The organism is Synechococcus sp. MU1642, from assembly GCF_020514115.1.
Classification (GTDB): domain Bacteria; phylum Cyanobacteriota; class Cyanobacteriia; order PCC-6307; family Cyanobiaceae; genus Parasynechococcus.
The window spans coordinates 1-26,805 of record NZ_VTKZ01000019.1; the positions used below are offsets into that span (position 1 = coordinate 1).

38 protein-coding genes, 1 tRNA gene and 1 pseudogene are annotated in these 26,805 nt (G+C 60.9%); 35 read left to right on the plus strand and 5 right to left on the minus strand.

Translation table 11 applies throughout. The features are described from left to right. The 27 genes and pseudogenes from rplB to prfA all read left to right on the plus strand — a co-directional run. A pseudogene (gene rplB, locus FZZ85_RS11645) lies at positions 1–122 on the plus strand (50S ribosomal protein L2); the annotation flags it as partial. Between the two features lie 35 nt (positions 123–157). Next, positions 158–433: a 30S ribosomal protein S19 gene (gene rpsS, locus FZZ85_RS11650; RefSeq protein WP_006849645.1), complete on the plus strand. Its 276-nt coding sequence runs from the start codon at positions 158–160 to the stop codon at positions 431–433. 3 nt (positions 434–436) lie between these two features. Then, positions 437–802, plus strand: a complete 366-nt coding sequence (gene rplV / locus FZZ85_RS11655; protein ID WP_226415438.1) for a 50S ribosomal protein L22 — start codon at positions 437–439, stop codon at positions 800–802. 20 nt (positions 803–822) lie between these two features. After that, entirely contained in the window at positions 823–1,551 is a 729-nt protein-coding gene (gene rpsC / locus FZZ85_RS11660; RefSeq protein ID WP_226402143.1) for a 30S ribosomal protein S3, read from the plus strand. Between the two features lie 16 nt (positions 1,552–1,567). After that, positions 1,568–2,044, plus strand: coding sequence for a 50S ribosomal protein L16 (rplP, locus tag FZZ85_RS11665; RefSeq protein ID WP_006851743.1), 477 nt, complete (start codon positions 1,568–1,570; stop codon positions 2,042–2,044). A 2-nt stretch (positions 2,045–2,046) separates the two neighbouring features. Beyond that, on the plus strand, positions 2,047–2,256 hold the full coding sequence (rpmC, locus tag FZZ85_RS11670; RefSeq protein ID WP_226415440.1) for a 50S ribosomal protein L29: 210 nt from the start codon (positions 2,047–2,049) through the stop codon (positions 2,254–2,256). Between the two features lie 17 nt (positions 2,257–2,273). Continuing rightward, on the plus strand, positions 2,274–2,570 hold the full coding sequence (rpsQ, locus tag FZZ85_RS11675; RefSeq protein ID WP_006850241.1) for a 30S ribosomal protein S17: 297 nt from the start codon (positions 2,274–2,276) through the stop codon (positions 2,568–2,570). Then, positions 2,567–2,932, plus strand: a complete 366-nt coding sequence (rplN, locus tag FZZ85_RS11680; RefSeq protein WP_006851211.1) for a 50S ribosomal protein L14 — start codon at positions 2,567–2,569, stop codon at positions 2,930–2,932. The genes rpsQ and rplN overlap by 4 nt, the downstream gene beginning before the upstream one ends. Before the next feature lie 2 nt (positions 2,933–2,934). Further along, on the plus strand, positions 2,935–3,291 hold the full coding sequence (rplX, locus tag FZZ85_RS11685) for a 50S ribosomal protein L24 (protein ID WP_226415442.1): 357 nt from the start codon (positions 2,935–2,937) through the stop codon (positions 3,289–3,291). A 40-nt stretch (positions 3,292–3,331) separates the two neighbouring features. Next, a complete protein-coding gene (gene rplE, locus FZZ85_RS11690) occupies positions 3,332–3,871 on the plus strand; it encodes a 50S ribosomal protein L5 (RefSeq protein WP_011363383.1) in 540 nt (179 codons plus the stop codon). Positions 3,872–3,890: 19 nt separating this feature from the next. Beyond that, entirely contained in the window at positions 3,891–4,292 is a 402-nt protein-coding gene (gene rpsH / locus FZZ85_RS11695; RefSeq protein WP_011363382.1) for a 30S ribosomal protein S8, read from the plus strand. A gap of 14 nt (positions 4,293–4,306) precedes the next feature. Further along, entirely contained in the window at positions 4,307–4,846 is a 540-nt protein-coding gene (gene rplF, locus FZZ85_RS11700; protein WP_226415444.1) for a 50S ribosomal protein L6, read from the plus strand. Positions 4,847–4,879: 33 nt separating this feature from the next. Beyond that, on the plus strand, positions 4,880–5,248 hold the full coding sequence (rplR, locus tag FZZ85_RS11705) for a 50S ribosomal protein L18 (RefSeq protein ID WP_226415446.1): 369 nt from the start codon (positions 4,880–4,882) through the stop codon (positions 5,246–5,248). Between the two features lie 14 nt (positions 5,249–5,262). After that, positions 5,263–5,907, plus strand: a complete 645-nt coding sequence (gene rpsE / locus FZZ85_RS11710) for a 30S ribosomal protein S5 (protein WP_226415448.1) — start codon at positions 5,263–5,265, stop codon at positions 5,905–5,907. A 6-nt stretch (positions 5,908–5,913) separates the two neighbouring features. Beyond that, positions 5,914–6,369 carry a 50S ribosomal protein L15 gene (rplO, locus tag FZZ85_RS11715; protein ID WP_226415451.1) on the plus strand — a complete coding sequence of 152 codons (456 nt, stop codon included), beginning with the start codon at positions 5,914–5,916 and terminating at the stop codon, positions 6,367–6,369. Between the two features lie 104 nt (positions 6,370–6,473). Further along, positions 6,474–7,793 carry a preprotein translocase subunit SecY gene (gene secY, locus FZZ85_RS11720; RefSeq protein ID WP_226415454.1) on the plus strand — a complete coding sequence of 440 codons (1,320 nt, stop codon included), beginning with the start codon at positions 6,474–6,476 and terminating at the stop codon, positions 7,791–7,793. 52 nt (positions 7,794–7,845) lie between these two features. Beyond that, the gene (locus FZZ85_RS11725) at positions 7,846–8,397 is read left to right on the plus strand and encodes an adenylate kinase (protein WP_226415456.1); all 552 of its coding nucleotides are present in this window, start codon (positions 7,846–7,848) and stop codon (positions 8,395–8,397) included. Between the two features lie 46 nt (positions 8,398–8,443). Next, positions 8,444–8,557, plus strand: coding sequence for a 50S ribosomal protein L36 (gene rpmJ, locus FZZ85_RS11730; protein ID WP_071840122.1), 114 nt, complete (start codon positions 8,444–8,446; stop codon positions 8,555–8,557). Positions 8,558–8,628: 71 nt separating this feature from the next. Beyond that, positions 8,629–8,994 carry a 30S ribosomal protein S13 gene (rpsM, locus tag FZZ85_RS11735; RefSeq protein WP_226415458.1) on the plus strand — a complete coding sequence of 122 codons (366 nt, stop codon included), beginning with the start codon at positions 8,629–8,631 and terminating at the stop codon, positions 8,992–8,994. 35 nt (positions 8,995–9,029) lie between these two features. Continuing rightward, entirely contained in the window at positions 9,030–9,422 is a 393-nt protein-coding gene (rpsK, locus tag FZZ85_RS11740) for a 30S ribosomal protein S11 (RefSeq protein ID WP_006850182.1), read from the plus strand. 47 nt (positions 9,423–9,469) lie between these two features. After that, positions 9,470–10,408: a DNA-directed RNA polymerase subunit alpha gene (locus tag FZZ85_RS11745; protein ID WP_226402223.1), complete on the plus strand. Its 939-nt coding sequence runs from the start codon at positions 9,470–9,472 to the stop codon at positions 10,406–10,408. Between the two features lie 49 nt (positions 10,409–10,457). After that, complete coding sequence (rplQ, locus tag FZZ85_RS11750) at positions 10,458–10,808, plus strand: 50S ribosomal protein L17 (protein ID WP_006851925.1); 351 nt, start codon at positions 10,458–10,460, stop codon at positions 10,806–10,808. Positions 10,809–10,833: 25 nt separating this feature from the next. After that, entirely contained in the window at positions 10,834–11,715 is an 882-nt protein-coding gene (gene truA / locus FZZ85_RS11755; RefSeq protein WP_226415460.1) for a tRNA pseudouridine(38-40) synthase TruA, read from the plus strand. A gap of 156 nt (positions 11,716–11,871) precedes the next feature. After that, positions 11,872–12,324, plus strand: a complete 453-nt coding sequence (rplM, locus tag FZZ85_RS11760; RefSeq protein WP_226415462.1) for a 50S ribosomal protein L13 — start codon at positions 11,872–11,874, stop codon at positions 12,322–12,324. Beyond that, a complete protein-coding gene (gene rpsI, locus FZZ85_RS11765) occupies positions 12,321–12,722 on the plus strand; it encodes a 30S ribosomal protein S9 (protein ID WP_006849745.1) in 402 nt (133 codons plus the stop codon). The genes rplM and rpsI overlap by 4 nt, the downstream gene beginning before the upstream one ends. 10 nt (positions 12,723–12,732) lie before the next feature. Continuing rightward, positions 12,733–12,984, plus strand: a complete 252-nt coding sequence (rpmE, locus tag FZZ85_RS11770; RefSeq protein WP_006851595.1) for a 50S ribosomal protein L31 — start codon at positions 12,733–12,735, stop codon at positions 12,982–12,984. 15 nt (positions 12,985–12,999) lie between these two features. Beyond that, positions 13,000–14,097 (plus strand): peptide chain release factor 1, encoded by a 1,098-nt coding sequence (gene prfA, locus FZZ85_RS11775; RefSeq protein WP_226415464.1) that lies wholly within the window; start codon positions 13,000–13,002, stop codon positions 14,095–14,097. A 3-nt stretch (positions 14,098–14,100) separates the two neighbouring features. Here prfA and FZZ85_RS11780 read toward each other — a convergent pair whose 3' ends face one another. Then, positions 14,101–14,601: an HNH endonuclease gene (locus FZZ85_RS11780; protein ID WP_188021621.1), complete on the minus strand. Its 501-nt coding sequence runs from the start codon at positions 14,599–14,601 to the stop codon at positions 14,101–14,103. A gap of 69 nt (positions 14,602–14,670) precedes the next feature. Here FZZ85_RS11780 and alr point away from each other — a divergent pair, with 69 nt between their 5' ends. Beyond that, a complete protein-coding gene (alr, locus tag FZZ85_RS11785) occupies positions 14,671–15,801 on the plus strand; it encodes an alanine racemase (RefSeq protein WP_226415466.1) in 1,131 nt (376 codons plus the stop codon). Between the two features lie 37 nt (positions 15,802–15,838). Then, positions 15,839–15,927 (plus strand) — tRNA-Ser (locus FZZ85_RS11790). A gap of 16 nt (positions 15,928–15,943) precedes the next feature. On the opposite strand, the gene FZZ85_RS11795 is transcribed toward FZZ85_RS11790, so the two are convergent. Further along, complete coding sequence (locus FZZ85_RS11795) at positions 15,944–16,858, minus strand: serine hydrolase (RefSeq protein ID WP_226415468.1); 915 nt, start codon at positions 16,856–16,858, stop codon at positions 15,944–15,946. 17 nt (positions 16,859–16,875) lie between these two features. Between FZZ85_RS11795 and FZZ85_RS11800 the strand changes: the two genes are divergently transcribed. Then, the gene (locus tag FZZ85_RS11800) at positions 16,876–17,604 is read left to right on the plus strand and encodes a C40 family peptidase (RefSeq protein ID WP_226415470.1); all 729 of its coding nucleotides are present in this window, start codon (positions 16,876–16,878) and stop codon (positions 17,602–17,604) included. A 60-nt stretch (positions 17,605–17,664) separates the two neighbouring features. Further along, positions 17,665–18,627, plus strand: coding sequence for a glycosyltransferase family 2 protein (locus tag FZZ85_RS11805; protein WP_226415472.1), 963 nt, complete (start codon positions 17,665–17,667; stop codon positions 18,625–18,627). Here the strand turns inward: FZZ85_RS11805 and FZZ85_RS11810 are convergent. Beyond that, positions 18,585–19,052 (minus strand): HEAT repeat domain-containing protein, encoded by a 468-nt coding sequence (locus tag FZZ85_RS11810; protein WP_226415475.1) that lies wholly within the window; start codon positions 19,050–19,052, stop codon positions 18,585–18,587. The genes FZZ85_RS11805 and FZZ85_RS11810 overlap by 43 nt on opposite strands. 90 nt (positions 19,053–19,142) lie before the next feature. On the opposite strand from FZZ85_RS11810, the gene FZZ85_RS11815 reads away from it, so the two are divergent. From FZZ85_RS11815 to FZZ85_RS11830, 4 genes are all read left to right on the plus strand, one after another. Continuing rightward, entirely contained in the window at positions 19,143–19,259 is a 117-nt protein-coding gene (locus FZZ85_RS11815; protein WP_006851672.1) for a photosystem I reaction center subunit VIII, read from the plus strand. A gap of 43 nt (positions 19,260–19,302) precedes the next feature. After that, the gene (locus FZZ85_RS11820) at positions 19,303–19,794 is read left to right on the plus strand and encodes a photosystem I reaction center protein subunit XI (RefSeq protein WP_011363361.1); all 492 of its coding nucleotides are present in this window, start codon (positions 19,303–19,305) and stop codon (positions 19,792–19,794) included. Between the two features lie 108 nt (positions 19,795–19,902). Continuing rightward, entirely contained in the window at positions 19,903–23,019 is a 3,117-nt protein-coding gene (locus FZZ85_RS11825; protein WP_226415478.1) for an efflux RND transporter permease subunit, read from the plus strand. A 17-nt stretch (positions 23,020–23,036) separates the two neighbouring features. After that, the gene (locus FZZ85_RS11830) at positions 23,037–24,017 is read left to right on the plus strand and encodes a cupin (RefSeq protein ID WP_226415480.1); all 981 of its coding nucleotides are present in this window, start codon (positions 23,037–23,039) and stop codon (positions 24,015–24,017) included. Between the two features lie 11 nt (positions 24,018–24,028). On the opposite strand, the gene FZZ85_RS11835 is transcribed toward FZZ85_RS11830, so the two are convergent. Then, the gene (locus tag FZZ85_RS11835; protein WP_226415482.1) at positions 24,029–24,748 is read right to left on the minus strand and encodes a DUF3598 family protein; all 720 of its coding nucleotides are present in this window, start codon (positions 24,746–24,748) and stop codon (positions 24,029–24,031) included. Positions 24,749–24,926: 178 nt separating this feature from the next. Further along, positions 24,927–26,805, minus strand: a 1,879-nt coding sequence (gene psaB / locus FZZ85_RS11840; protein ID WP_226415484.1) for a photosystem I core protein PsaB, incomplete at its 5' end; no start/stop codon positions are given.

Below are 26,805 nucleotides of genomic sequence, written 5' to 3' on the forward strand. Positions count from 1 at the left end.
CTCCCTGGGGCAAACCCGCCCTCGGTCTCAAGACCCGCAAGCGGAACAAACCCAGCAACCAATACGTGCTCCGGAAGCGTCGCAAGACCTCCAAGCGGAGCCGTGGCGGACGCGATTCCTGATGCAATCCATCACTTTGCCGCTTGCTTAAACCGTTATGGGACGTTCACTCAAAAAAGGTCCGTTTATTGCCGACAGCCTGCTTCGCAAGGTTGAAAAGCAGAACGACAACGACGACAAGTCTGTGATCAAAACCTGGTCACGGGCCTCCACGATCCTGCCGATGATGATCGGCCACACGATCGCGGTTCACAACGGCCGCACTCATGTGCCGGTGTTTATCACCGAGCAAATGGTGGGTCACAAGCTGGGAGAGTTCGCTCCCACCCGCACCTTCAAGGGCCACATCAGAGACAAGAAAGGAGGCCGCTAATCCATGACATCGTCAACCCCAACGGCACCCACTGCCCAGGCTCACGGACGCTTCATCCGAGGCTCCGTGTCGAAGGTGCGTCGTGTGCTCGACCAAATCCGTGGCCGCACCTACCGCGACGCGCTGATCATGCTCGAGTTCATGCCCTACCGCTCCACCGGCCCGATCACCAAGGTGCTCCGGTCTGCGGTGGCCAACGCTGAGCACAACCTCGGTCTTGACCCCTCTTCTCTGGTGATCTCGAGCGCCAGCGCTGACATGGGCCCCTCCATGAAGCGCTATCGCCCCCGCGCCCAAGGCCGGGCTTACCAGATCAAGAAACAGACCTGCCACATCAGCATTGCTGTGGCGGCTCAGACCGATTCCTGACCCCCGAGGACTCTGACCCAATGGGACACAAAATCAACCCAACCGGTCTGCGCCTGGGGATCACCCAGGAACACCGGTCACGCTGGTACGCCTCCAGCAAAAACTATCCGGCCCTCCTTCAGGAGGATGACCGGATTCGCAAGTTCATCCACAAGAAGTACGGCTCAGCTGGCATCAGCGATGTGCTGATCGCCCGCAAGGCCGATCAACTTGAAGTTGAACTCAAGACCGCACGCCCTGGTGTGCTGGTTGGCCGTCAAGGCAGCGGCATCGAAGACCTTCGTTCCGGCATTCAGAAGACCGTCGGCGACTCCAGTCGTCAGGTGCGGATCAATGTTGTCGAGGTCGAACGCGTCGACGGTGATGCATTCCTGCTTGCCGAGTACATCGCCCAGCAGCTGGAGAAGCGTGTGGCCTTCCGCCGCACCATCCGCATGGCTGTGCAGCGCGCTCAGCGTGCCGGAGTTCTGGGTCTGAAGATCCAGGTGTCCGGTCGCCTGAACGGTGCTGAGATCGCTCGGACGGAATGGACCCGTGAGGGTCGGGTGCCTCTGCACACCCTGCGTGCCGACATCGACTACGCCACCAAGGTGGCCAGCACGACCTACGGCGTGCTTGGCATCAAGGTGTGGGTGTTCAAGGGCGAGGTGCTGAGCGAACAGGCTCAGCCCATGCCGGTGGGGGCCGCCCCCCGGCGCCGGGCCAGCCGTCGGCCCCAACAGTTCGAAGACCGCTCCAACGAGGGTTGAACAGGAGGCCTGAACCATGCTGAGTCCAAAACGCGTCAAATTCCGTAAGCAGCAGCGAGGCCGCATGCGCGGCGTCGCCACCCGGGGCAACACCATTGCCTTCGGACAGTTCGCGCTGCAGGCACAGGAATGTGGCTGGATCACCTCGCGCCAGATCGAGGCCAGCCGTCGTGCCATGACCCGCTACGTCAAGCGTGGCGGAAAAATCTGGATCCGGATCTTCCCCGACAAGCCGGTCACCATGCGCGCTGCCGAAACCCGGATGGGTTCCGGTAAGGGCAACCCAGAATTCTGGGTGGCGGTGATCAAGCCCGGCCGGATCCTGTTCGAGATGGGCGGTGATGAAATCACCCCCGAAATCGCCAAGGAAGCCATGCGCCTCGCGCAATACAAGCTTCCCGTGAAGACCAAGTTCATCCAGCTGGATGAGCAGGAGAAGTCAGCTGGTGCCAAGGCTCCAGCAGCTTCTGAAGCCGTCACCGTGGAGTCCTGACGATGGCCCGTCCTAACGCCGCCGATGTGCGCAACCTGTCCGATTCGGACATCAACGAACAGATCGATGGCCTGCGCCGCGAACTGTTCCAACTCCGTTTCGAGCAGGCCACGCGCCAGCTCGCTAACACGCACCGTTTCAAAGAGGTCCGCATCAAGCTGGCCCAGCTGCTGACGGTGCAGTCGGAGCGCCAGCGCTCCACCGCCTCCTGATCCCCCACTCCGTAACCATGGCAGTCAAGGAAAGGATCGGCACCGTCGTCAGCGACAAGATGGAAAAAACGGTGGTGGTCGCGGTGGAAAGCCGCTTCCCACACCCCATCTATCAAAAGACGGTCAGCCGTACCACCCGCTACAAGGCTCACGACGAAGACAACACTTGTCGCGTCGGTGACCGCGTTCGCATCACTGAAACCCGTCCGATGAGCCGCCAGAAGCGGTGGGCCATCGCCGAGGTTCTCAGCCACAGCCCCAAGGCTGCAGCTGAGGAAGCCAACAAGGCTGAAGCTCAGGAGGTGAAGCAGTGATCCAGCAGGAGTCCTATCTCACCGTTGCCGACAACAGCGGCGCCAAGCGCATCCAGTGCATTCGCGTCCTCGGCACCAACCGTCGCTATGCACACGTGGGCGACGTGATCGTTGCGGCCGTGAAGGATGCCGCTCCCAACATGGGCGTCAAAAAGTCCGACGTGGTGAAGGCCGTTGTGGTGCGCACCAAAGCCACCATGCGTCGTGAAACCGGAAACTCGATCCGGTTCGACGACAACGCCGCCGTCATCATCAACGACGACAAAAACCCGAAAGGCACCCGCGTCTTCGGACCGGTTGCCCGTGAGCTGCGTGAGCGCAGCTTCACCAAAATCGTGTCCCTCGCTCCGGAGGTGATCTGACCATGGCGACTGCAACCACCAAGGCCAAGTCCACCGAGCGCATCAAAATGCGCATCCGCAAGGGCGACACCGTTCAGGTGATCGCCGGCAAGGACAAGGGCAAGACCGGTGCCGTTCTGCGCACCCTGCCCAACGAGAACCGCGTCGTCGTGGAGGGCGTAAACATGCGCACCCGCCACGAAAAGCCCACCCAAGAGGGCGAGACAGGCCGCATCGTGACGGAGGAAGCTTCCCTGCATGCCTCCAACGTGATGCTGTATTCCACCGATAAAAAGGTGGCAAGCCGCGTTGAAATCGTCGTCGAGAAGGACGGCACCAAGAAGCGCCGGCTCAAGAAAACCGGTGAAGTCCTCGACTGATCCCGACTTCTGACCACGCCCAGAAGCACCCCAACCCTTTATGTCACTCAAGAAGCGCTACCGGGAGACCATCCAGCCCAAGCTGCAGAAGGATCTCTCCCTCACCAACATCCATGAAGTCCCCAAGGTGCTGAAAGTCACCGTTAACCGGGGTCTCGGCGAAGCCGCCGCCAATGCCAAGTCTCTCGAGGCTTCGGTGAATGAGCTGGCGCAGATCACCGGCCAAAAGGTCGTTGTGACCCGTGCCAAAAAAGCCATCGCTGGCTTCAAGATTCGGCAGGGCATGCCGATCGGCTGTGCCGTCACCCTCCGTGGTGATCGGATGTATGCCTTCCTCGAGCGCCTGATCAACCTGGCGCTGCCCCGCATCCGCGACTTCCGCGGGGTCAGCCCCAAGAGTTTCGATGGCCGCGGCAATTACACCCTTGGGGTGCGCGAACAGATCATCTTCCCTGAGATCTCCTTCGACAAGATCGATGCGATCCGGGGCATGGACATCACCATCGTGACCACTGCCCGTTCGGACGAAGAGGGCCGGGCCCTCCTCCGCGAGATGGGAATGCCGTTCCAGAGCAACTGAGCCCTCCCCGTCGACACCTATGGCCAACCACGACCCCATTTCCGACATGCTCACCCGCATTCGCAATGCGAGTGAGAAACGTCACGAAACCACCAAGATCCCCGCTTCGCGGATGACCCGCAGCATCGCCAAGGTGCTGCAACAGGAGGGCTTCATCTCCGAGATCAGCGAGCAGGGTGAAGGCATTCGCACCGAACTGGTGCTCGCTCTCAAGTACAGCGGCAAGCACAGGCTGCCCACCATCCGCTCCATGCAGCGGGTCAGCAAGCCCGGTCTCCGCATCTACAAGAACACTCGCGGCCTGCCCAAAGTCCTCGGCGGACTGGGTGTGGCGATCATCTCCACCTCCAAGGGTGTGATGAGCGACCGAGACGCCCGCCGTGAGGGCGTCGGTGGCGAAGTGCTCTGTTACGTCTACTGATCCGGAGCTGAACCATGTCACGAATCGGCAAAAACCCCGTTCCCGTCCCTGAAAAGGTCACCGTTTCCCTTGACGGCCTCACCGTCAAGGTGAAAGGGCCCAAAGGCGAGCTGGAGCGCACCCTCCCTGATGGCGTCAGCGTCAGCCAGGACAACAACACCATCGTGGTCTCACCCACGAGCACCAAGCGCATCTCCCGTGAGCGCCACGGCCTGAGCCGCACCCTCGTCGCCAACATGATCGAGGGTGTCAGCAACGGCTACAGCAAGGCCCTTGAGATCGTCGGTGTGGGTTCCCGTGCCCAGGTCAAAGGCAAAACCCTCGTGGTGAGTGCTGGCTACAGCCACCCCGTCGAGATGGAAGCGCCTGAGGGCATCACCTTCAAGGTGGAGAACAACACCAAGGTGATTGTCTCCGGAATTGATAAGGAGCTGGTGGGCAACGAAGCCGCCAAGGTCCGCGCCATCCGCCCCCCCGAGCCCTACAAGGGCAAGGGCATCAAGTACGAGGGCGAGCGCATCCTGCGCAAGGCAGGCAAGTCCGGCAAGAAATAAGCCTTGTCCTGACGTTCCTACCCTTCATCCACCATGTCCCAACTCTCCCGCAAACAGCAGACGCAGAAACGCCACCGGCGTCTGCGTCGTCACATCACCGGAACCTCAGACCGTCCGCGGCTGGCCGTGTTCCGCTCAAACAACCACATCTACGCCCAAGTCATCGACGACGCGGCCCAGAGCACACTGTGCTCCGCCTCCACCGTTGACAAGGAGCTGCGTGCCGGCCTCCAGGCTCCGGCTGGCGGCTGCGACGCCTCTGTCGCCGTTGGCGAACTGGTCGCCAAGCGCGCCATTGCCAAAGGCATTCAGCAGGTTGTGTTCGACCGCGGCGGAAATCTGTACCACGGCCGGATTAAAGCCCTCGCCGATGCAGCCCGGGAAGCGGGCCTTCAGTTCTGATTCCTGCTTAACCCATGACAGATTCCTCCCCCCAATCCAATCCCAACGCCGTACCGGGTGCAACCGACATTCCAGCGGCAGCCGAAGGGCAGCAGCAACAGGAACAGCGCCGCGGCCGTGGCGACCGTGACGGTCGTCGTGGCGACCGGCGTGGTGGTCGTCGCGGCCAAGAGCGCGACTCCGAATGGCAAGAGCGCGTGGTTCAGATCCGCCGCGTCTCCAAGACCGTCAAAGGCGGTAAGAAGATGAGCTTCCGGGCCATCGTGGTCGTCGGCAACGAGAAAGGCCAGGTCGGCGTTGGCGTCGGCAAGGCCGGCGATGTGATCGGTGCTGTCCGCAAGGGTGTTGCCGATGGCAAAAAGCACCTCGTCAAGGTGCCGCTGACCCGTCATAACTCCATCCCGACCCTCTCCAATGGTCGTGACGGTGCTGCGAGCGTGCTCATCCGCCCTGCAGCCCCTGGTACCGGTGTGATCGCTGGCGGTTCAATCCGGACAGTGCTCGAACTTGCTGGTATCAAGAATGTCCTAGCCAAGCGCCTGGGCAGCAAGACCCCCCTGAACAATGCACGGGCTGCCATGGTGGCCCTGTCGCTTCTCCGCACCCATAAGGAGACGGCCAAGGAACGGGGAATCTCCCTCGAACAGATCTATTCCTGATTCGCGATGACCCTCCGACTCGATTCCCTCAAATCCAACAAGGGCGCTCGTCGCCGCAAACTGCGCAAGGGCCGCGGCATCGCTGCCGGTCAGGGCGCTAGCTGCGGCTTCGGTATGCGCGGCCAGAAATCCCGCTCGGGTCGCCCCACGCGCCCCGGCTTCGAGGGTGGCCAAATGCCTCTTTACCGCCGGGTGCCGAAGCTGAAGCACTTCCCCTTGGTCAATCCCAAGCACTTCACCGTTCTCAACGTCTCGGCGTTGAACGACCTGAAGGACGGCAGCTCCGTCAACTTGGATTCACTGGTTAAGGACGGCATCGTGACCAGCCCCAAGCATCCGCTGAAGATGCTCGGCAACGGCGAACTGAAAGCCAAAAAGCTGACAGTGCAAGCCGCGGCGTTCACAGCTTCCGCCCGCACCAAGATCGAAGCCGCAGGTGGCACCTGCGAAATCCTCGACTAATCAAGGGCTCGCCCCCAAGTCAGCCCTAGGGTCTGAGCCGTCCGCTGGATTTCGATCCACGGGCGGCTTCTTGGCTTTTCGCCCAACTTCACTTTCTTCCGGACATGCTCGTCAGTCGGGGTCGCAACCCCAACGCCTCCGAAGTGATCGGCCAGCTGATCACCAACCCTGGGCTCCGCAGTCGTGTGCTCACCACACTCGGTCTGCTGTTGTTGGTGCGTCTTGGGATCTACATCCCGATGCCAGGAATCGATCGAGAAGCATTCAAGCAGTTCATCGATCAGGGCGGACAGCTGATCGGTTTCCTCGACATTTTCACCGGCGGGGGCATCTCCACCCTGGGCATTTTTGCCCTTGGGATCCTGCCGTTCATCAATGCCTCGATCATCCTCCAGCTGCTGACCGCAGCGCTGCCGCAGCTGGAAGACCTCCAGAAGAATGAGGGCGAGGCCGGCCGACGCAAGATCGCCCAAATCACCCGCTATGTAGCGCTGGGATGGGGGCTCGTCCAGAGCGTGGTCTTCGCCATGATCCTTCGCCAATACGCCATAGAAGGCCTCAGCGAAGTGACCTTTGTGGTGCAGACGGCACTGGCCCTTGTCACCGGATCGATGGTGGTGATGTGGCTGAGTGAAGTGATCACGGAGCGGGGCATCGGCCAGGGAGCCTCCCTGGTGATTTTTCTGAACATCGTCGCCACCCTGCCTCGCACCCTCGGCGCCACGATCGAAGCCGCTCAAACCGGTGACCGCGACACAGTGCTGGGCATCATTGTTCTTGTGCTGGTGTTCCTGGCAACGATCGTTGGAATCATCTTCGTGCAGGAGGGGGCTCGCCGTATCCCCATCGTCAGCGCCAAGCGTCAAGTGGGTGGAGCAGGCGTTCTCCCCACCCGTCAGAGCTATCTGCCGCTCAAGCTGAATGCCGGCGGTGTGATGCCGATCATCTTTGCCTCAGCCCTTATTTTCCTGCCGGTCACCATCGCCAACCTCACCAAGAGCGAGTGGTTGATCCGTGCTGCCAGTGCACTGAATCCCGGAGCAGCGAACCCCTGGCCATACGCTCTGACCTTTTTTGGGTTGATCCTGGGCTTCTCCTACTTCTACGCCTCACTCACGGTGAATCCCGCTGACATCGCCACCAACCTGAAACGGGGTGGGGTGGCAATTCCGGGCGTCCGCCCCGGCAGCGCCACGTCCAACTATCTCTCGGGAGTCCAGAACCGCCTCACCTTGCTGGGTGGTCTGTTCCTCGGCGCCGTCGCCATCATTCCTGCTGCCGTGGAACGCGCCACAAATGTGCAGACCTTCCAAGGTCTTGGCGCTACTTCACTGCTGATCCTGGTCGGTGTGGCCATCGACACCGCCAAGCAGGTGCAGACCTATGTGATTTCTCAACGCTACGAAGGCCTCGTTCGCCAGTGAGCGCTGCTGGGCAGCGCATCTTCCGTTCACTTCAACTCACGATTACGCAACCATGAAAAATCGCTTGCTCTTTCTTGGCCCTCCCGGAGCCGGCAAAGGCACCCAGGCCGCCCGACTGTGCGATGCCATCAGCATGAAGCATCTGTCCACGGGCGATCTGCTGCGCTCTGAAGTGGCAGCCGGCAGCGAACTGGGCAAAGAAGCTGAAGCGGTGATGAACCGCGGAGAATTGGTGGGCGACGCCCTCGTACTGGCAATTGTGGAAAGCCAGATGAAGGCACTAACCACGGATGGATGGCTGCTGGATGGGTTTCCACGCACAGTGCCCCAAGCCGAAGCCCTCGAACACCTACTGGCCGAATTGCAGCAACCCATCCAGGCCGTGGTTTTGCTGGAGCTAGATGACGCCGTTTTGATTGAACGGCTGCTGGCCCGCGGTCGCGCCGACGACAACGAAGCGGTGATCCGCAATCGCCTTGAGGTTTACCGTGAGAAAACGGCACCTCTAATTTGCTTTTACAGCGATAAAGGTCTCCTGGTTTCCGTCCCTGCCCAGGGCTCTGTCGAGGAGATCACCAAGCGAATCGAGTCAGTCCTCGGTTGACCCACATGGTAATGTTGCCGTTTGGAAATTTGGAGAGCCACGCCTCATGAAGGTGCGCAGCTCAGTGAAGAAAATGTGTGACAAGTGTCGGGTGATCCGTCGCCACGGCAAGGTCATGGTCATTTGCACCAATCCCAAGCACAAACAGCGCCAGGGCTGATCCCCAGCTGTTCTGAAACATTCCTCGCCTCCAGGACCTCGGAGGTATCTGTCCTTTTCAACTGAACGAACGTGGCACGGATCGCCGGCGTTGACATTCCCCGCGACAAGCGGATTGAAGTGTCCCTCACCTACATCTACGGAGTTGGGCTCACCCGCTCACAGGCCATCCTGGCCAAAACCGGTGTGAGCCCCGACATCCGGGTGAAAGATCTGGAGGACGGAGATCTTCAGAAACTCCGCGGTGCTCTGGAGGAGTACACGGTGGAAGGTGATCTGCGCCGTCAGGAAGGCATGGCCCTCAAGCGCCTGCAGGACATCGGCTGCCTCCGTGGCCGACGCCACCGCATGAGCCTTCCGGTTCGTGGCCAACGCACCCGCACCAACGCCCGTACCCGCCGCGGCGCGCGGAAAACTGTGGCTGGCAAGAAGAAGTAAGTCCTCTACATCCCTATCCCTGACTGCATACGGCCATGGCTAAAACCGTCAAAAAATCCGGGCCCAAGAAGGCCAAGCGCAACGTCCCCAACGGTGTTGCTCACATCCAGAGCACCTTCAACAACACCATCGTGTCCATCACCGACACGGCCGGTGAGGTGATTTCCTGGTCGTCCGCAGGCGCCAGTGGTTTCAAAGGTGCTCGCAAAGGCACCCCCTTCGCCGCTCAAACTGCTGCAGAGGCAGCCGCACGTCGTGCACTCGACCAAGGTATGCGTCAGATTGAAGTGCTTGTGAGAGGTCCTGGCTCAGGCCGTGAGACCGCCATCCGCGCTCTCCAAGTAGCTGGCCTCGAAATCACCCTGATTCGCGACGTCACTCCCCTGCCCCATAACGGTTGCCGCCGGCCCAAGCGCCGCCGCGTCTGAACCGAGCTGATTTCCGTCCGGTTTCTCCACTTACCCCGATTCAGATCGTGTTGCAGTACCAGATTGATCGCATTGAGCATCAGGTGGCCGAGGATCGCGCCCAGTCCGGCGTCTTCCTGATCGGCCCCCTCGAGCGTGGCCAGGCCACGACCCTGGGCAACGCGTTGCGTCGCGTGCTCATGGGTGGCCTCGAAGGCAGTGCTGTCACCGCTATCCGCATTGCCGGTGTCAATCACGAATACGCCACGGTTCCTGGGGTACGTGAAGACGTTCTCGACATCCTGCTGAACTGCAAGGAGCTCACAGTCAGCAGCCGTTCGGCCGAACTCGAGATCGGCCGTCTTGTGGTGGCTGGTCCCGCTGAAGTTAAGGCCGGAGATCTGCAGTTCTCCTCTCAGGTTCAAGTGGTGGACGCCGATCGGCCGATCGCAACCGTGGCCGATGGCCACAGCCTCGAGCTGGAAGTTCACGTTGAGCGTGGCGTCGGCTATCGCCCGGTGGATCGTTACAACGAAGAAACCAGTGCCATCGATTTGCTCCAGATCGATGCGGTGTTCATGCCTGTGACCCGGGTCAATTTCACCATTGACGAAACCGCCGTTGCCGAAGGCGGTTCGGCCCGCGAGCGCCTTCGGATGGAGATCATCACTGACGGCTCCATTACTCCCGACGACGCCCTGGCTCAGTCGGCCAATCAATTGATTGAGCTCTTCCAGCCACTGGCCACTGTCACCCTCGTGGAGGAAGTTCCTGCTGAACCCGAGCCCTCGGCGGAAGCACAAATTCCTCTAGAGGAATTGAACCTTTCGGTTCGGGCCTACAACTGCCTCAAGCGCGCCCAGGTCAACTCCGTGTCTGACCTGATGGGCTTCAGCTACGAGGATCTACTCGAGATCAAGAACTTCGGTTCCAAATCCGCTGATGAAGTCATCGAAGCCCTCGAGCGCATCGGCATCTCCATCCCCCAGAGCCGCACTTCTGCATAACCACAGAACGGCCTGAACGTCCTTTTTCGTCTTTGTCACCGACAGAACCATGCGTCATCAATGCCGAGTTCCTCAGCTGGGACGTCCAGCTGACCAGCGCAAGGCAATGCTGCGCGCCCTAACCACCCAGCTGATTCGCGAAGGTCGGGTCACCACCACCAAGGCACGGGCCAAGGCGCTTCGCGACGAAGCCGAGCGCATGATCACCCTGGCCAAGGACGGCAGCCTCGCCTCTCGTCGCCGGGCCATGGGCTACATCTACGACAAGCAACTGGTGCATGCCCTGTTCGACAAGGCACCCAACCGCTACAGCGATCGCAAGGGCGGCTACACCCGCATCACGCGTACCGTTCCCCGCCGTGGAGATAACGCCGAGATGGCCATCATTGAACTGGTCTGATCAGACCTCACGTCAGTCCTGACGTTTGAATACCGCACCCTCGTCTGCAGGTCTTGAGCCAGCGTCCCTTCAGCGGATCGGCCTCAGCGTTCAGTACGAGGGTTCTTCGTTTTGTGGCTGGCAGCGCCAACGCAACGGTCGCAGTGTTCAGGCCGTGCTGGAGGACGCCATCGCCCAGCTCGATCCGCACCGGCCGGTGCAGACCTTTGCCGCCGGTCGCACCGATGCCGGCGTTCATGCCGCCGGTCAGGTGGTGCACTTCGACTGCAGTGGCCCGATCCCCGCTCGCAAATGGGCACCGGCCTTGAACGGCCGCCTGCCGAGCACCATTCGTGTGCGCGAATCCGTCGCCCGTCCCCTCGATTGGCATGCCTGTTACTCAGCCATCTACCGGCGGTACCGGTACACGATTCACAACGGCCGGCGTCCCAATCTGTTTCTCAGCCCCTGGAGCTGGCACCGCTACCAACACAGGCTGGATGCGTCCTGCATGCGGGACGCTTTGAACACCATGCTTGGCCTACACGACTTCAGCGCCTTCATGAAGGCAGGCAGCCGTCGCGCCCATGCCCGAACAACCGTGCAGGAGGTGCTCGTGGAGCGCCAAGGCGATCTTCTCCGGGTCGAGATTCAGGCCAGTGGTTTTCTGTACGGCATGGTTCGCCTGCTGATGGCCCAGTTGGTGGCCGTTGGCGAGCACCGTCTCAGTGTTGCCGCCTTTGAACATCGCTGGCGGGAACGACGACGCCACGAGGTGAAGGAGGCAGCGCCAGCCACAGGCCTCTGCCTGCTTCGGGCTGGCTATGCGGAGCCCATCTTCACCAAAGCCGGCTGGTACGATTGTCAACCGTGGTTTTTTCTGGCCGAGAGCGATCCGCCTCCGGATCCAACCTCAACGCCGGAATAAACGGGCCTCTACTTGGAATGCTGCCCAACTCACAGGAGATGGAGGGCTGAAGAGTAAGCTCGATCTTTAGCCCCGTCAGGTCCAGCTCTGGACCGACCCCCTTTGCCCAGTTCCGCTGCATTAGGCGGGACATACCCGAACCGGCATGCCGGCGCGATGAACAAGACCTCTCTCCCCCCCATTGATTCGATCGACCGCCAGTGGTACGTGGTGGACGCTGAGAATCAAACCCTCGGCCGTTTGGCCACTGAAGTGGCAGCCGTGCTCCGCGGCAAGAACAACCCCAGCTTCACCCCCCATCTGGACACCGGTGATTTTGTCGTCGTTGTGAACGCCGAGAAGATCAAGGTCTCCGGCCGTAAGCCCCAGCAGAAGCTGTACCGCCGTCACTCCGGTCGTCCCGGTGGAATGAAGGTGGAAACCTTCGAGGCTCTGCAGGAAAGGATTCCCGAGCGGATCGTGGAGAAGGCCATCAAAGGCATGCTTCCCCACAACGCTCTGGGCCGCCAGATGTTCCGCAAGCTCAAGGTCTACAAGGGCACCGAGCATCCCCACTCCGCTCAGAAGCCCCAGCCTCTTCAGCTCAACCCCTCAGCATCCGCCAAATGAGCAACAATTCCGTCGTTTATTGGGGCACCGGTCGTCGCAAGACTTCTGTCGCCCGTGTTCGCCTCGTCCCCGGCAATGGAACGATCACCATCAACGGTCGTCCCGGTGACAACTATCTGAACTACAACCCCTCATACATCGCAGCGGTGAAGGCTCCTCTGGAGACCCTCGGCCTTAGCAGCGAGTACGACATCCTCGTGAACGTTCACGGTGGTGGACTCACCGGTCAGTCCGGCGCCATCAAGCAGGGTGCTGCCCGCGCCCTGTGTGAACTGTCTGCCGACAACCGCAAGCCGCTGAAGACGGAAGGTCACCTGAGCCGCGACCCCCGTGCCAAGGAACGCCGCAAGTACGGCCTCAAGAAAGCCCGTAAGGCTCCTCAGTTCTCCAAGCGCTGATTTTTTACCGATGCCAAAGCCCGACATTCATCCCACCTGGTATCCCGACGCCAAGGTGATCTGCAACGGCGAAGTGGTCATGACCACAGGCGCCACCCAGCCGGAGATCCACGTCGACGTCTGGAGCGGCAACCACCCCTTCTTCACTGGCACCCAGAAGATTCTCGACACCGAGGGTCGTGTGGACCGCTTCATGAAGAAGTACGGCATGGGCACCAAGAAAAAAGGTGCCGACTCCGCCAAGGCCGAGTCCAAAGCCTGAGGGTGAGAACGGGGCATGGACGCCTCGACCTTGTTCACACGGCTGGAAACAGCCACAGCCAGCTTCCGCAACCTCGAGCGGCAGCTGGCTGATCCTGATGTGGCCGCTGATCCGAAGCGGCTTGAATCGATCGCACGGGAGCGATCAAGGCTTGAGCCTCTTGTGCTCGACTTCGAGGAACTCAAGAAGCTCGAATCCGAGCGCGATTCCGCACGTCAACTGCTCAAAGACAGTCGCGGTGACGCTGCGATGGAGGAACTTGCGCAGGATGAGTTGGCCAGCCTCCAAGAACAGCATTCAACGCTGACGGAGCGGCTCACCCTCGCTCTGCTGCCGCGAGATCCCCGCGATGAGCGCAGCGTGATGCTGGAAATTCGCGCCGGCGCAGGGGGCGACGAGGCCTGTCTCTGGGCCGGTGATCTGGCACGGATGTATGAGCGTTACAGCCAGAAAGTGGGCTGGGCCGTGCAATCCATCAGCTGCACCGAGGCCGACCTGGGAGGGTTTCGTGAACTAATCCTTTCGGTGCGTGGCGACAGCGTTTACAGCCAACTGAAATTTGAAGCGGGAGTGCATCGGGTGCAACGCGTCCCGGCCACAGAATCCCAGGGTCGGGTCCACACCTCCACAGCCACAGTGGCCGTGATGCCGGAAGCCGATGCCGTGGAAGTTCAGCTCGATCCAAAGGATCTCGACATCAGCACCGCTCGTTCAGGCGGTGCGGGGGGGCAAAACGTCAACAAGGTGGAAACAGCCGTGGACCTTCTCCACAAACCCACGGGGATCCGTGTGTTCTGCACCCAGGAACGCTCCCAGCTGCAGAATCGGGAACGGGCGCTGGAGATCCTGCGCGCCAAATTGTTGGAACGGGAGCAGGCTGCTGCTGCGGAACGGGAAAGCAGCGACCGCCGCGCCCAGGTGGGCAGTGGTGACCGCTCCGAAAAAATCCGCACCTACAACTACAAAGACAACCGAACCACCGATCACCGGCTGGGTCGAAACTTCACCCTGGAGCCTGTGCTGGAGGGCCAATTGGAGGACCTGATCGGTGCCTGCATCGCCGAAGAGCAACGTCAGAAACTCGAAGCCCTGAGCGATCAAGCCGAGACCTGACGGTCAAGCACCAATGACGTATTTCGCCCATTCCTGATGATGCCCGGAATGGATCTGGCGCCGGGCCTCAAAACTGAGGCTGCTGGCCGGCCGCCGCGGGACATGGCGCAAAGGCATGGCGGCTTCCTTCGGAGTTCGGTTGCCCTTTCGCACATTGCAGCTGAGACAGGCGGTGGTCACGTTCTCCCAGGTGTCACCACCTCCCCGACTGCGGGGCATCACATGGTCGATTGACAACTGGTTGTCACGACTGCCGCAGTACTGGCAGGTGTGGTTGTCCCGCTGGAAGAGGTTGCGACGCGTCAGGGGCAGCTGACGGAAGGGAACGCGGACGTACTGCCGCAGGCGAATCACCGTCGGCAGGTGAGTGCCCTGACGCAATTGTCGACAGGGGTCGTGTTCCAGGCTCTCAGCCTTGCCCTTCAGCATCATCACCACAGCCCTTCTCCAGGTGGTGATATTGAGCGGCTCGTAGGACGCATTGAGAACGAGAACCTGGCCCATGCCAGCTCACTCAATAAGGTTCATGCTATCGGCGATGTGAAGCCGTCTCGGTAGCGCCGAGCACTGCCTGTGACTCCGGAGCTGAATCCACGTCAGCGCGCCTGGGTGGAAGTTTCACCTGCAGCGATTCAGGCCAATGCCAGGGCTCTCTGCCAGCACCTCGGTCCTCGCACACAACTGATGGCGGTGGTGAAGGCCGATGGTTATGGCCACGGCGCCGAAACGGTGGCACGGGCTGCTCTAAAGGGGGGAGCCACCAGCCTTGGCGTGGCCACGCTGCAGGAGGGTCTTGAACTGAGGCGGGCAGGTCTGGAGGCACCGGTGCTGTTGCTGAGCAACCTCTGTGAACCAGACGACCTGCGCACCTGCCTGCACTGGCGGTTAATGCCCACCCTGAGCAGCCTCAAGGATGCCCAGCTCTGCAATGAGCTCGCTGCCGACAGCGGTCGATGTTTCGACGTGCAGCTGAAGATCGACACCGGCATGGCACGGCTGGGCTGCTCCCTCAGCGACGGCTATCAGACCGCGGCGGAGCTGCAAAGTCTGGAGCACCTCAATCTGGAGGGCATCTACAGCCATCTGGCCTGTGCTGATGAGCCAGACGATGCCTTGACCAGCCTCCAGCAGGATCGTTTCGTGAACATGCTCTCGGCCCTGCCCCAAGCGGGCGCCAGCATCAACCGCCATCTGGCCAACTCCGCGGGGACCCTGCTCAACCGGGAACTGCACCACGACCTCGTGCGCGTTGGTCTGGCCCTGTACGGCCATGCCCCCGCTGCCCATCTGAGCAACGTCATTCCCCTGCAACCCGCGCTGGCGGTTCGCGCCCGGGTCAGCCTGATCCGCGAGGTGGCCGCTGGCACAGGAGTCAGCTACGGCCACCGCTTCATCACCCAGCGCCCAACTCGGCTAGCGGTGGTGGGCATCGGCTATGCCGATGGAGTTCTGCGGTCCCTCAGCGGGCACATTCACGCGCTGTATCGCAATCGCCAGCTGCCTCAGGTGGGAGCCATCACCATGGATCAGCTCATGCTGGATGCCACCGATGCAGCTGAGCTGGTGGAAGGCGACATCGTCACTCTGCTGGGCCAAGACGGCGATCTGGAGTTAAGCCCTCAGATTTGGAGCAACCACTGCGGTTCGATTCCCTGGGAGATCCTCTGTGGTTTCAAACGACGCCTACCCCGCGTTGAAGTCTGACCAACTGCCCAGCACTTGGTACTCTGGGGGCGCCGCTGGAGAGGTGGCTGAGTGGTTGAAAGCGGCTCCCTGCTAAGGAGTTACAGGAGGCAACTTCTGTCGAGGGTTCGAATCCCTCCCTCTCCGTTCCAAGTTCATTGACTCAATTCGCTGGCTCATCAGAGCTAGCTAACAGGTTGAGTTGCCGTGCCAGCTCCGGCAAAAGGGATTCGTCCCTAGCGCGATCAGGCCCCGTCGTGAAGACCACCAGCAAACTGGGTGGCTGCTGTTCGGACGTCTGAAACCACGCTGCGTCGTGACGGGCCTGACTCATCCAGCCGGCTTTGCTCCAGAGGAGCGCGTCCTCAGGTAGGCCCCCACCGAGAAACCCATCAACCTGGTTTTCAGGATCGGCACGACGCAGCTGCTGATCCAGCGAGCGCCGCAACAGACCCTGCAGCCGACGACAGGCCGGCGGTGAAACCAAAGCACCGGTCATCACCGCCTCCAGCATCCGGGCTGTCGCAGCGGTGGACAAGCCATTGCGGTTGCTGTTGTTGGCCCCGTAGAACAATTTCTCCCGGCCATAGGGACCATCACCCCAGGTCTTCTGGCAGCAATTCACCGCCTCAAGTTCCGGCCAGTCCAAGGTCTTCAACCAGCCGTTGATCAAACGACGCTGCTGCGTCCAAAGCTCCCAGCGTTCGCCGTGAAGTGCAGGGCCACTGGTGGTGCCTGTGAGTAGATCAACCACAAGCCCAGTGGCATCGTTGCTGGAGTCGGCGATCATGTCGCGCACCGCGCGCTGCAATTCGTCGCTTTCAGGGATCAGATCCCGTTGCAGCCACTGCTCAACGGCGACTGCATAGAACAGCTTCACCACGCTGGCCGGATAAAGGATCCGGTCTTGGTTCCAGGAAGCACCACTGCCCTGACCAGCCTCCGGTGCAGCGTCGTCGTACCGCACCCAGGTGATAGCCAGGCTATTGCGCAGCCCCGGGCGGCCGTCGGCATCGAGCCCATCGAGGGCCGCCTCAAGCCGAGCCGCCATTGCGGGATCGGGACGGTAGAACGCCATAGCGATTCAATTGGGCCATGGCGACGTTAGGCACCCTGCTGGCCCCAGACCTGATTGAGACAGGCTCCTGTTGGCAGCTATGCACTGACGTCAATGGCTACTCGAGATCTGACGGCGAGAGTCTGACCACCCAGGCCTGTTCTGGACGCCGCTTTCGCATCCTGGAGAGGCAGCGCAGGAGGATCGCTGTTCAGCTGCTTGAGGATGGTTACCGCTGCTGGCTCGCACTCGAGTCGGTTCTGGGACGAGCTGAGCAATGTGCACCCTGGCGACCGTCGCCGCTGAACGTGGCGGACATTGAACGACGTCTACCCGGCGTGCTCGCCTGGAGCGAAACCGCCCAGAAACGTCCCAACGTCTATCTCTGGGGGGGAACCACTGAACCGGACATGGATTGTTCCGGTCTGATGCAAATGGCCTTCGCCAGCCAGGGGATTTGGATTCCGCGGGATGCCTATCAGCAGGAGCGATTCTGCCAACCTATTGCCGCTCTCCCCAACGATCACAGCCTGCTGCTCCCAGGAGATCTACTGTTTTTTGGCACACTCCGGCGTTGCACCCATGTGGGGCTCCATCTCGGCGATGGCCGCTACCGCCATAGCTCAGGCCAGGACCATGGGCGCAATGGAATCGGCATCGACAACCTCCACAGCAGCGATCAACACCCGGTGGCTTGCCACTACAGGGCTGAATTCCGCGGCGCAGGCCGTGTGGTGCGATGCCATGACGGATCGCATCTCTCCTGACGTTGTCAGCCTGATCAACCGGGCCCCTGCTTAAGTTGACCAACTCGCAGCGCGACAGGCATGAGTGCACCCCTGAATCTCTCGGTGGTGGTGCCGCTGTACAACGAAGAGGAAAGCCTGCCCCACCTGGTTGAGCAGCTCCTTTCAGCACTGCGTCCAACCGACGAGAAGTTTGAGCTGGTCCTGGTCGACGACGGATCCAGCGACCGTACCGCCAAAGTGCTGGCCGAGGTCAGCGCAGAGGTGCCCGAAGTGGTGGCTGTGCTGCTGCGCAAGAACTATGGCCAGACCGCAGCCATGGCGGCTGGTTTTGATGTGGCTGGCGGAGAGGTCATCGTCAGCCTGGATGGGGATCTTCAGAATGATCCAGCCGACATCCCCATGCTGCTGGTCAAATTGCGGGAGGGGTATGACCTCGTGAGTGGCTGGCGCCATCAGCGCCAGGACGCCGCCCTCCAGCGCAAACTTCCCTCCCGGATCGCCAACCGCTTGATCGGCCGGGTGACCGGGGTGCGGCTGCATGACTACGGCTGCTCCCTCAAGGCCTATCGACGGGAGGTGCTGGCAGACATGCGGCTCTATGGAGAACTGCATCGCTTTCTTCCCGCCCTGGCCTTCATCGAAGGCGCACGGATCACCGAAGTGAAGGTGAACCACCGAGCGCGTCAGTTCGGCAGCAGCAAGTACGGGATCGATCGCACCTTCCGTGTGCTGATGGATCTGCTCACCGTCTGGTTCATGAAGCGTTTTCTGACCCGACCGATGTACGTGTTCGGCTTCGGGGGACTGCTGGCAATCGCCGCCAGCCTTGTCACCAGCACCTATCTCTTCTTGATCAAGGTGATGGGAGGCGACATTGCCAATCGCCCACTGCTCACCCTCGCGGTGGTGCTTGGTTTGGCAGGGATTCAACTGTTCTGCTTCGGGCTTCTCGGCGAACTGTTGATCCGTACCTACCACGAAAGCCAGGATCGACCGATTTATCGCATCCGAGAAACGTTGCGGGGAGGCCGAGCCGGCTGAGTGGTCTGGGCAGCGGCTGGCGCACCACGGAACGGTGCGATCGCAGCGGCTGCTTCTTCCACCACACGCGCATCGCTGTCACGCAGCGCTTGGCGCAGCAGGGGTAAAGCCGAGCGGTGCCCCCATCGGGCAGCCAAACGAACGGCGCGCAAACGCTCCTCGGGGCCAGCCTCCATGTCGGCCTTGAGGCGACGCTCCAGGTCAATACGCTCGAGGGGAGTGCTCGGTGACGTCCAGGGAACCAAGGAAGCATCGGCGGATTCCCCATCAACGGCAGACTCAATGACCAGTTCCAGCTGGGCACGGTTGATCTGTGCGACACGGCTGGCATCCGTGCTGGAGAGCATCGGCTTCACCGGCTTCCTGCACAACCAGAGCACCACCGTGAGCAGCACGACGGCACCAGGGAGGAGAACGTTCTGCATGCGGATTGAACTTTTATGTCGCCGTCGGGGCCTAAAGCAGGCCTTCAGAACGGTCCTACTTAGAGTAGCTGCGAAGCTTTTGGCCTCGACATGACTGGAGATTTCGCTGCTGCCTGGCTGCCTGCGATTTTCGTGCCCATCACAGGAATCGTGTTCCCTGCAGTGTTCATCGTCCTTGTTGGTCGAGTGATCACCGCGGCCGAGTGACCGCGACCTGCGGACCGTTTCAACCCCTCAGCACTCGTAATTCATGACCGTCACTCCTGCTGCTGATCCCTGCGTCGGCAACCTTGCGACACCCGTCAACAGCGGCTATTTCATCAAGGGTCTGATCAACAACCTGCCCCTGTACCGCCCCGGGATTTCCCCGAACTTTCGTGGTCTGGAAACCGGTGCAGCCTTCGGTTATCTGCTCTACGGCCCCTTCACCATCTGCGGCCCCCTGCGTGCCACGGAGTACCAGCAAACCGCTGGACTGCTGGCTGCCATTGGCGCCGTGCACATCCTCAGCCTGCTGTTCCTCCTCTACAACCAGCCCGGCAAGCAACCCAACATCCCCCCTGCAGATGTGACGGTTGAGAATCCCCCCGCCGACCTGTTCACCCGCACCGGTTGGGCTGACTTCACCAGTGGGTTCTGGCTGGGTGGTTGCGGCGGTGCTGTTTTCGCCTGGTTCCTCTGCAACACCGTTCACGTTCAGGAGCTGTTCAAGATCGCTGCTGGTGTCTGGAGCGTCGGCTGAAGCCATTCACCGAAACCTCTCAACCAAAATCACTAACCCCCGGTTGCCTGGGATCAGGCAACCGGGGGTTTTTTCCTGGCAGGATTCATTCACGTTTGAGACGTCCCGGTGCGGTCGATCTCCCAGCCGTTTCTTCGGCGGCCGGTTCTTACGGTCGTCTGCAGCCTGCTGATCCTTTTGGCGGGGTGCACGGCGCTTTTCGGCCTGGGGCTGGAGGATCTACCGCCACTCGCCCCCACCCGCGTGAGTGTGAGCGCCAACTTCCCTGCGGCTTCACCGGAGGTGGTGGAGCAAAGCGTGACCCGGGTGTTGGAACAACAGCTGAATGGCCTTGAAGGGGTCGAAAGCATCAGCTCAACAAGCAGACAAGGCGGAGCAAGCATTTCGTTGCGCTTCAACGCGGGTGATCCCGAGCTGAATGCGATCAAGGTGCAGAACGAAGTGAACCTGGCCAGCCGCCGGCTGCCCCAGGCCGTGACGCGCCAGGGGCTCCAAGTTCGGCGCTCCTCGGAAGACCTATTGATGATTTTGGGGTTCAGCCACCCACCGGATCAATACGTCCCCACCTTTCTCACAGGCTGGCTGGACCAGACCCTGCAGGACGCACTGCTCACCACACCAGGCATCGGCGATGTGCAGGTGTTCGGCAGCAGTGAACTCTCCTTTCGCCTTTGGTTGGATCCTCAACGCCTCGAACAGACCAACCTCACCCTTGGCGACGTCAGCCGTGCCCTGGCCGAACAAAACGTTTTGGCTGCCGTTGGCAGCATCGGGGCTGCCCCAGTTCCATCGGGCCAATTCCTGAACCTTCCGGTGGAGGCGGAAGGGCGACTCCGCAGCCAATCGGATTTCGAGAATCTCGTGTTGCGCCGGCTGGACAACGGCGGGCTGCTGCGCCTGAAGGATGTAGGACGGGTTGCACTCGGACAGCGCAATTACGGACGAGAAGCCATGAATTTGGCCGGCGAGCGTTCCGTGGCCGTGGGTGTCTACCAGCGCGATGGGGCCAATGCCCTGGAGGTGAGCAAAGCGATTAAGCGCAAGCTGCAGCAGTTGGAAGCGAGTTTTCCACCGGGCATCGAGCTCTCCACGATCGTGGATGTGGCCGACACGGTTCAGGCCAACCTCGATCGCACCCTCATCACCCTGCGCGATGCCGTGCTGCTGGTGCTGGTGGTGCTGGTGCTGTTTCTGGGCAGATGGCGTCTCGCCCTGATCCCTGGCCTTGCCGTGCCGGTGGCGCTGGTGGGAAGCCTCAGCCTGGTGAAACTGAGCGGTTCCAATCTCAACAGCCTGATCCTGTTTGGGCTGGTGCTGGCCACCGGGATAGTTGTGGATGACGCCATCGTCGTAAGCGAAGACATCGCCGGACGCATCGAACGGGGCACACCCGCCGAACAGGCGGCCGAAGACGCCATGGCTGAGCTGGCGACCGCTGTTGTGGCCACCTCATTGGTGCTGGCAGCCGTGTTCCTGCCCGTGCTGCTCATTCCTGGATCGATCGGACGCCTCTATCAACCGATCGCCCTGGCCATCAGCGGAGCGATTCTGTTCTCCACCTTGAATGCGCTCAGCTTCACCCCTATGGCCTGCGCCCGGGTGTTGGGCCCAGGTGGCGGCCGTCTTCCTGGGGCGATCGGCAAGCTCAGCCGCTGGCTTCGGCAGGGAATGCAAACCCTGGAAGGGCAATACGCGAAACAGCTCGAGCACTGGCTGCAGCGCAAGCGACTCATCGCCCTTCTGCTGCTGAGCGGTCTGGTCATTACCGCCTCCGGATTGGCGGTGATGCCGACAGCGTTCATCCCCGATGACGACCAAAGCCAAATTCGCGGTTACTTCACCCTTCCCGATGGCGCCAGCCTCGAGCGCAGCGTGGCCGTGATGGACGACATCCGACGCGTCGTCAGCGAAGAGCCGCAGGTGCGCACTGGCAACTTTTATGCCGGCAGCTCCTTCGGACAGAGCGGAGAAGACCGTGGATCGTTTTACCTGCGCCTTCAGCCACTCAAGGATCGACCTGGCAAAGAGCAGAGCAGCAACGCCATCAAACGCCGTCTCAGCCGAGAGGTTCAACAACGGGTTGGTGATGCCAGGGTCGTGCTGATCACCCCTCCAGCCGTGAGGGGCTTCAGCAGTGAATCAGGACTCTCGCTGGAACTGCTTGACCGCAGCGGAGGGCAACTCAGCCTGGAGCAATTCGGCCAAATCGCCCGGGACTTCATCCAGACGGCCAAGGCGACAGATCGATTTGAACGGGTGAGCACCCGCTTTGATGCCAGTTTTCCCCGCTGGCGGCTTGAGCTAGACCGCGACCAACTGGCTGGCCTCGACCTCGACTACGGCGCAACGCTGCGAGAAATCGGCACTGCCTTCGGCGGCCGCTACATCGATGACACCTACGACGACGGTCGAATCCGCTCGATTGTTCTGCAGCTGGATGGCAGCGAGCGACGTCGGCCGGAAGATCTCACGGGTCTGATGGTGCGCAACCGCAGCGGTGAGCTGATGTCCGTCGCAAGCGTGGCCAGCTTGACCCGCGAGGAGGGCGTCAACAACATTCGTCATTTCGGGCTCAACCGGGCAATTCGGATCACCGCCATCCCCGCGCCAACGGTCAGCAGCGGTGAAGCCATCGAAGCCCTGAAACAGGCCGGTGATCGCATCGGAGGCAGCAACATCGGCCTGGCCTTCACGGGCCTGGCATTGGAAGAACAACGGGCTGGGCAGGTGACCTGGGTGCTGTTCGCTCTCGGCGTGACGGTGGTCTATCTGCTGCTGGCCGCTCTCTACGAGAGTTTCGTTGACCCGTTGATCATCCTGCTCACGGTGCCGATGGCCCTGCTCGGAGCTCTGATCGGCTTGAAATTGCGGGGTCTCCCACTGGATGTTTACGGCCAGATGGGACTTCTGGTGCTGGTGAGCCTGGCGGCCAAGAACGGAATTTTGATCGTGGAATTCGCCAACCAGCGGATTGCGGCGGGCCTGGCCCTGCGCGAAGCCGTTGTGGACGCGGCCGTGAACCGGATGCGCCCGATCCTGCTGACAGCGGTCACATCCTTGGCGGGTTTCCTGCCCCTTCTGTTCGCCCAGGGCACGGGAGCCGCTAGCAGAACCAGCATTGGCACCGTGGTCTTCAGCGGACTGTTGGTGGCCTCGTTACTGTCCCTGTTTGCCGTCCCTGCCGTTTATCTAATGCTGAAACGCAATCGAATGCCCACCGCGTAGGGTGCCATCTCGATTCAATGGTTCTGCTGCTGGAGGGAACGATGACCATCACCCGACGAGCGACGACGGCAACCAGTTCCCAGGCACAGTTCTTCGACTACGCCTCAGCGGCCAATCCTCTGCAGCAGGGGCTGATCAGCACGATCCCTTACTGCAGCTTTTCGGCCAATTTTTTTGATGAAGCCGGAACGGCCCTGCAACCTCTTGATTTGAGTGCCGACTTGCAATGCGAGGGCCCGGCCACTGGTCCATCGCTCTGCGGCAACTTCATTCGGCTGGATCAGGGGTCCCTGCGCACCCATGCGGATGCGACCAGTCAGCTGTTTTTCGTGGCCCGAGGCCATGGGCAAACCGAAGCCTGTGGCCAGGTTTTTCATTGGAGTGCAGGCGATACATTCGTGCTTCCGGCTGGCGGTGAAGCCATCCACAGCAGTGATGCCTGCGCAGGTCTCTACTGGGTGCACGATGCCCCCCTGCTTCGTTATCTGGGCGTGAGCACCGTGAAACCGGTGTTCGAACCCTGCTTCTACAGCCATCAGGATGCTCGCGCGCAGTTGGATGCCATCGCCAGCAATCCACGCGGAGCCAACGCCAACCGCGTGAGTGTGCTGTTGGGAAACAACGCGTTCCCTCAGACGCGCACCGTCACCCACACCCTCTGGGCCATGTTGGGCATTCTCCCCGCAGGCCAGGTGCAGCGCCCCCACCGACACCAGTCGATTGCCCTTGATTTTGCTGTGGCTTGCCAACCGGGTTGCTACACGTTGATCGGCACCGAGCTGGACGAGAACGGGATGATCCGCAATGGGCACCGGGAAGACTGGGTAGCCGGCGCAGCCTTCGTGACCCCACCTGGCTACTGGCACTCCCACCACAACGAATCAGGCGCCGACGCCTACGTGCTGCCCATTCAGGATGCAGGCCTGCACACCTACCTGCGCACGCTCGACATTGCTTTCAGCAACAGAGGCCGAGCTGACTTGAGCAACACCCCATAGCCATCAAAGCCTCAACGGGTGAGCAGTTGATGGTCCACCGATATCAGGGCACCGTGTTCTGAATAACGACGTGAAATGCGCTCAAGGCGCGTCGAACTCGACAACCAAAGCGCTTCGATGTTGAACGGCTGGTGCGGATCAATCTGCGCAGGCGCCAGGAAGGCTCCTCCATCCGGCAAAAAGATCCAGCGATCAAGATCGCCTGCTGCAAAACGCATGTTCCTTCCAAGCGAAGGGAGGTCGCAACGCCAGTCGCCGATCAGCTGATCCGCCTCCAAGGGAGGACATTCCACCGCCGAAGTTCCGGCAAGGAACTCACGGATCAACACGATCCGATCCAATTGCCCCGCACCATCCCAAAGCAGCACCAAGCGGTGACGGCGTTGGTGCTGCAGGAAGCCAAACTCGGCATAAAGCTTGGTCCAGGTGGACCGGTAGAGCGTCCCCCTCGAAAAACTGCCGGTGCCGAAGACCCCCATGTCGGGATCCACGCGCATGAAGCTTTGAACGATCCGCTTTTCAGGATCCCCGGCAGGCGGTTGATGGGGAGAACTCGATCCCGCTGCCTCAGGCCAGAGCAGCAGGGTCAGATGAAGGGCAATGCCGGAAGGATCAGGCAGGAGCTTTAAAAGAGAGGGCTGACGTTTGGTGCGTTGCAGATTCGGATCCATGCTGTCGAACCAGCCGCGCCACTCACCAACGTTGCGCTGCAGGTGCTCCCATTCGCCCACGTTCAGCCCGATCCCATCAATCCTTGACGCTAGGCAGTGCTCAGGCCAGACGAGAACAACAACGCGGTCCAACACAACCACTCCGAAGAACAGAAAACAAAAATCCCCACCCGGTAAACCGAGTGGGGACGACGTTTGGGACGAGGAACGACTCGTCGCGAGTTAATTCAGGAGGGAATTAACCGAATTTTCCTGAGGTCGAGGCAATCAGGAAGGCGGCGTACGTCAAGACATAGCCAACCGTGAAGTGAGCCAAGCCGACGACACGGGCCTGAACGATGGACAGTGCCACAGGCTTGTCGCGGTAACCCATCATGTTGGCGATGGGGCTGCGCTGATGAGCCCAGACAATGGTCTCGATCAGTTCCTGCCAGTAACCCCGCCAGGAGATCAGGAACATGAAACCGGTAGCCCAAACAAGGTGTCCGAAGAGGAACATCCAAGCCCAGACTGCAAGGTTGTTGCTGCCGAACGGGTTATAGCCGTTGATCAACTGGGAGGAGTTGAGCCACAGGTAGTCGCGGAACCAGCCCATCAGGTAGGTGCTGGATTCGTTGAACTGAGCCACGTTGCCGGACCAGATGGCCAGGTGCTTCCAGTGCCAGTAGAAGGTCAGCCAACCCACGGTGTTCAGAGCCCAGAAGACAGCCAGATAGAAGGCGTCCCAGGCAGAGATGTCGCAGGTACCGCCACGGCCGGGGCCGTCGCAGGGGAAGGAGTAGCCGAAGTCCTTCTTGTCAGGCATCAGCTTGGAGCCGCGGGCATCCAGAGCACCCTTCACAAGGATCAGGGTTGTGGTGTGCAGACCCAGAGCAATGGCGTGGTGAACCATAAAGTCACCAGGACCGATGGGCAGGAACACATCGGTGTTGCCATTGATCGCGTCCAGCCAGTAGTGCTCACCAGGAATGTTCTGGGCAGCAAGGCTGGCGGAGCTGGAGGCGTTGGAGAGCAAAACGTCCATTCCGTACATGGCCTTACCAGAGGCGGCCTGAACGAACTGGGCGAACACGGGCTCAACCAGGATCTGCTTCTCGGGAGTACCGAAGGCAACGACCACATCGTTGTGGACGTAGAGGCCGAGGGTGTGGAAACCGAGGAACAGAGAGACCCAGCTCAGGTGGCTGATGATCGCTTCCTTGTGCTCGAGCATCCGGGCCAGGACGTTGTCCTTGTTGGCTTCGGGGTCGTAGTCACGGATGAAGAAGATCGCACCGTGGGCGAAGGCACCACACATCAGCGCGATGGCGATGTATTGGTGGTGGGTGTACAGGGCTGCCTGTGTTGTGTAGTCCTTCGCGATGAAGGCATACGACGGCATCGAGTACATGTGCTGCGCCACAAGGCTGGTGACCACGCCGAGGGAGGCGAGAGCCAGACCAAGCTGGAAGTGCAGGCTGTTGTTGATGGTGTCGTAGAGACCCTTGTGGCCAGCGCCGAGGTCACCGGGGGTGCCCTTCGGGGGGTTGTGGGTTTCGAGAATCTCCTTGATGGAGTGACCAATACCGAAGTTGGTCCGGTACATATGGCCGGCGATCACGAAGAGGCAACCGATGGCCAGGTGGTGGTGGGCGATGTCCGTCAGCCAGAGAGCTTCTGTCTGAGGGTGGAAGCCACCAAGGAAGGTGAGGATGGCGGTGCCGGCACCTTCGGAGCTGCCGAAGACCTGATTCAGGGAATCGGGGTTTTCGGCATATACACCCCAATTGCCGGTGAAGAAGGGTCCAAGACCGGCGGGGTGAGGCAGAACGTTGAGGAAGTTGTCCCAACCAACGTGCTGACCACGGGCTTCGGGGATCGCAACGTGAACCAGGTGACCGGTCCAGGCGATGGAGCTGAAGCCGAAGAGGACAGCGAGGTGGTGGTTCAGACGCGATTCAGCGTTTTTGAACCAGGCCAGGGAAGGACGGAACTTGGGCTGCAGGTGCAACCAGCCGGCGAAGAGGGCCCAAGCCGACAGGATCATCATGAAGATGGAACCCTGATACAGCTCGGCATTCGTCGTCATGCCGATTGTGTAGAACCAGTGATACAGGCCTGAGTAGGCGATGTTCACC